A 4,829-nucleotide genomic window follows, 5' to 3' on the forward strand; every position below is an offset into this window, starting at 1 on the left:
AAAGCGAAGCTGTTTTGCGCAATATCGGTTTTTATTCCATTTTTATTGAAAAAAAGCAAAAAGAAAAAAACGGAAGCCAGGGCTTCCGCTTTTTTGGAATTTTATTATAAACCGCATTTAAGTTGTGCGGCACAGTTTGTGCATGTATTGCAGCCGCCCATCTCTTCGACTGTCCCTTTGCGGCAGACCGGGCATGTGTCGCCCACTTCTGAGCCGATCATGACGTTTGTCGAACGCAGATCCTGAATCGTGTCGATCAGGACGATCGGACGCTTTGTAGGAACTTCTTCTGTCGCTTCTTCTTCAAACGTATTTTCTTCCGCTTTCAAAGTCAGCACCTGTGAATCACGGCTTCCGTCGACATAGACCGTTCCGCCTTTCGCGCCGCCTTTGTACAGTCTTTCATAAACGCCCTGCACCTGTTTAACTGTATAGCCGCGCGGAGCGTTGACTGTTTTCGAAATGGATGAATCGATCCAGCGCTGGATGATGCACTGTACATCCGCATGCGCTTCCGGTGCCAGGTCCATCGACGTAACAAATGCTTTCGGCAGATCGTCTTCACTCGCTTCAGGATTATTCTTCAGATATTCACGGACGATATCCGCTTTCACTTCGATAAATTTGCCGAGGCGTCCGCTGCGGTAATAAGTGAATGAATAATATGGCTCAAGACCTGTTGAGACCCCTACCATCGTACCCGTCGACCCTGTCGGTGCAACCGTCAGCAAGTGCGAGTTGCGAATGCCGTTTTCAAGAATTCCGTCGCGTATTTCCTGTGGCATGCCTTTCATAAAGCCTGTTTCCGTAAATGCTTTACGAAGTGCTGCTGTCTGTTCTTCTGTTTCGCCTTCAAGGAACGGGAAACTTCCGCGTTCAGCGCCGAGCTCGATGGAAACTTCATAAGCTGCGACTGCGATTGTTTTGAAGATTTCATCCACCAATTCGTTGCCTTCAGATGAACCGTATTCTTTATCGCAATAAATCAGCAGATCTGCCAGACCCATCACGCCAAGGCCCACGCGGCGTTCACCCAGCGCCTGCTTGCGGTTTTCCTCAAGGAAGTAAGGAGTCGCATCAATTACGTTGTCCTGCATGCGGACACCGACGCGTACGGTTTCTTTCAGTGATTCGAAATCGACTGTCTTCGTTTTCGGATCAGCGAACTGAGCCAGGTTAACTGCAGCCAGGTTACATACTGAGTTCGGCGCGAGCGGCTGCTCGCCGCATGGGTTGGTCGCAACCACTTTTTGTCCGTATGCCGTCGCGTTTGTTTTTTCATTGGCGTTATCAATGAAGAAAATTCCAGGTTCCGCCGAATAAGTGGCGCACACATTGATCAGGTTCCAAAGATCGCGCGCTTTCATCGTGCGGTAGGTGCGGACTTTATGGCCCATCGCTTCCCATTCGCGAACGTCGCCGACTTCCTGCCACTTCTCGTTGTAAATCGCCATTTCTTCTTTAGAGTAGGATTCAACTGCAGGGAAACGCAGATCGAAGTCAGCGTCGTTTTCAACTGCTTCCATGAAATCGCTTGTCAGCGTCACGGAAATATTCGCGCCAGTCAGGAACTCTTCGTTATGGACTGAGTAAGTTCCGCCGTCACGCAGTTTCGTTTCCGCATCGCGCATGATTTTTTCGTTGAAACCGCCCATTCCCGGAATGGCACGGTAGTTCAGGACGCCCTGATACATGGCTTCTTCCTGCTCTGTCAACGGCTTGAATTTCAATTTGTCCTTCGCCAATTGCTTGATGGTCTCGTCTTCCGTATTTTCAATCAGGTATCTGAGGATACGCGGATTCTGCATTTTTGAAATGATGAATTCCGCAATATCCGGATGCCAGTCGGCAAGCATGATCATCTGGGCACCGCGGCGGGATCCACCCTGTTCCACCAAATGTGTCAGTTTTGCAATATCGTCAAGCCAGGATACCGAGCCCGAAGATTTGCCGTTCACTCCGCGTGCCAGCGTGTTGCGGGGGCGTAATGTCGATCCGTTCGTCCCCACTCCGCCGCCGCGGCTCATGATTTCCATGACCTGTTTGCGGTGATCGGAAATGCCTTCGCGCGAATCCGCCACATACGGCATTACATAACAATTGAAGTAAGTGACGTCTGTACCGGCACCTGCACCGTACAGCACGCGTCCAGCCGGAATGAATTTAAGGCTGACAAGCTGCTCGTAGAATTTTTCAAACCATTCCTGGCGCTTTTCTTCCGTCTTCTCCACCGACGCGAGGCCGGTTGCATTGCGTTTGGCAATCTGTTCATAATAGACTTCAAGAGGTTTTTCGATGACATCCAATGATTTAACAATAATGCCTTTTTCCAATGCTTCCTGATTGTCAATGGCGCTGCGGTAATCTTCCTCGATCCAGACTTCCGCCTGGTTCGCAGCCCGGTTAACGGAGACAATAAACCCTAAGCCGCGTGCAGGGAATTTCGGATCTTCCTTTACTGTCAGTACGACAAAATCTCCGGCTTTCAACGTCTTCTTTTCCGTATCCTTAAAAGAATAGCGGTCGATCATGACAAGGCGTGATACCCCTTTATGCGTAATCGACATGTCGGGCGTTATCGGATGCACTTCCGGAAACTGTGCGATGTCCCCGTTTAAAGACTCCGGATTTAATGTAAAAACAGAATTAGTTGCAGAAACCATTTGACAATTCCTCCTTTATAATATAAGGGCAAACACTATATATAGTATTAATACTGTTCCCATGATACTAGATGTTGAAACTTCTTTCCATAATAATATTTTGCTGAGCAACGGAATACTTGGAGGAACTGCATCACTGCAGGGTTTCGGATTTCAGGCTGATTGAAAATGAGTCTAAAGCAATACAATTTCTGTTCACCACTGCGATAATTTTTAGGCGCAATTAAGACTCATATATCTTGTCGGGCGCCCCCATTAATAATTTTTCGTGATTCGGAAAAATTCACTTTTCGACACATTTCACATCCCTGCCTTCTTTTATTATCCGCAGGCAATATAGCCATTGAATTAAAAGACTCTTTTCTCTTATAATGGAGAGAGAATAGAAAGGGGAAAGACCATTGGAATTCTTGTACTTTATCGCAGCATTATTATTTGTCATCATCGTATTTGGGGTGATCAACTTTTTACGCGCTAAAAAAGCGGTCACTACACTTACTCAGGAGCAGTTTATCGAAGGATACCGCAAAGCACAGCTGATCGATGTCCGTGAGCCGAAAGATTTTGCCGCGGGACACATTCTGGGTGCCCGCAATATTCCGCAGACACAATTGCGCCAGCGCTATAAGGAAATCCGTTCGGACAAACCAGTTTACATTTATGACCAGAACGGCTCCCGTGCCGGCCGTGTGGCAATCTTTCTGAAAAAACAGGGCTACAACCAATTGTTCCAGCTGCAGGGCGGTTTCAAGCAATGGACCGGGAAAATCAAATCGAAATCATGATGTTCAGCTCTTCCTTTCGGGAAGAGCTTTTTTAAAAAATTTTTTTATTCCATGGAGGTATAAAATGCCAGAAAACATTCTTTTTCCCCATCATCCGAGTCTAAAAGAGGCCCTGCCTGTTTATGCCGGCATCGCTGAAGTATCAAACAGGATTTTTACACGACTCAATGAACATTCCGAAGGCTCCTGGAAATATATCGACGTCAGTGAGCCCTTTATGCAATTGCACACCCACCTTCTCGATATGATGAAAAAAGGGCAGCTTGACTTTGAGACACTCGCTTTCATTTACGAAGCCCGCCCGCAGGGTAAGATCACCAATGCCGCGGATGATCTTCACAGCGGAAATCTGGCGATCGAGACGACTTTCGAAAATCGCGTCATCTATTTTCCCGGACATGACGTGGCAATCAGCCAGTTAAGCTTCTATACCCATTCAGAAACGAGCTGGCCTGAATTTCAATGTTACGCGAAGTCCCCGGATGCGGCTTTCCTTTTTCTGCAGGCGATGGACGAATTGCTGCGGCAGATGCTGATGGACAATATAACGTTTCTTGTCGACACTGAAGAAGGGGTCCGCCGCCGGAATTTCAGTACACAGGCAATCATCGAGCGATCCGAAGTCATGCTGGAGGAATCGGTGAAGAAAGATATTTTCAGGTCAATCGATGAATTCTTCAAAGATGACGGCCACTTTTTCAGAAACTACGGCATTCCCTATAAACGGGGCATCCTCCTTTATGGATCGCCCGGCAACGGTAAAACGACTTTAGTGAAATCGATCACCGGTTCGACCGAAGCGCCTGTCGTCTATTGGCAAATAACCGAATACACCAACAGTGCCACCATCCAGGAAGTGTTCAGCATCGTCTCGAGGCTTGCTCCTGCCATCCTCGTCATTGAAGATATCGATTCGATGCCCGACTACACCCGCTCCGTATTTTTGAACACACTTGACGGTACACAGGCGCGCGAAGGGCTGTTCGTTATCGGGACGACCAATTATCCCGAAAAAATCGATCCCGCCCTGATTAACCGCGCCGGCCGTTTTGACCGCGCATACGAAATACCGTCGCCTTCCCAGAAATTGCGGAAAGCGTATCTGCAAAAATTGGATATCAAAAACATCTTCTCTGATGCGGAATTAGCCGATATGGCCAGTCGCACGAAAGGCCTGTCGATTTCCCAGCTGAATGAACTGTATATGTCCAGCGCGCTGAACTGGCATTACGATGGAGATTCGGCTTATTTGAAACGAATCGAGGAATTGCAGCTGCAAAATAAACGGACGGAGCGGAATGACTGGCAGGAAACGGAGTCATACATCGGTTTTTGAAGAGTGCCACGCAAAAAAGGCCCGGAAGCAAATTTGCTTCCGGGC

3 protein-coding genes are annotated in these 4,829 nt (G+C 47.9%); 2 read left to right on the plus strand and 1 reads right to left on the minus strand.

Features of this window, described 5'->3' with window-relative positions; genetic code table 11:
* Positions 1-104: 104 nt before the first annotated feature.
* Positions 105-2,663: a vitamin B12-dependent ribonucleotide reductase gene (locus KW93_RS11070; protein WP_033543080.1), complete on the minus strand. Its 2,559-nt coding sequence runs from the start codon at positions 2,661-2,663 to the stop codon at positions 105-107.
* Positions 2,664-3,064: 401 nt separating this feature from the next.
* Between KW93_RS11070 and KW93_RS11075 the strand changes: the two genes are divergently transcribed.
* Both KW93_RS11075 and KW93_RS11080 read left to right on the plus strand, forming a co-directional pair.
* A complete protein-coding gene (locus KW93_RS11075; RefSeq protein ID WP_033543081.1) occupies positions 3,065-3,448 on the plus strand; it encodes a rhodanese-like domain-containing protein in 384 nt (127 codons plus the stop codon).
* A gap of 64 nt (positions 3,449-3,512) precedes the next feature.
* A complete protein-coding gene (locus tag KW93_RS11080; RefSeq protein WP_033543082.1) occupies positions 3,513-4,784 on the plus strand; it encodes an ATP-binding protein in 1,272 nt (423 codons plus the stop codon).
* Positions 4,785-4,829: the final 45 nt, after the last annotated feature.

This window comes from Planococcus sp. CAU13, assembly GCF_000775575.1.
Taxonomy (GTDB): Bacteria; Bacillota; Bacilli; order Bacillales_A; family Planococcaceae; genus Planococcus.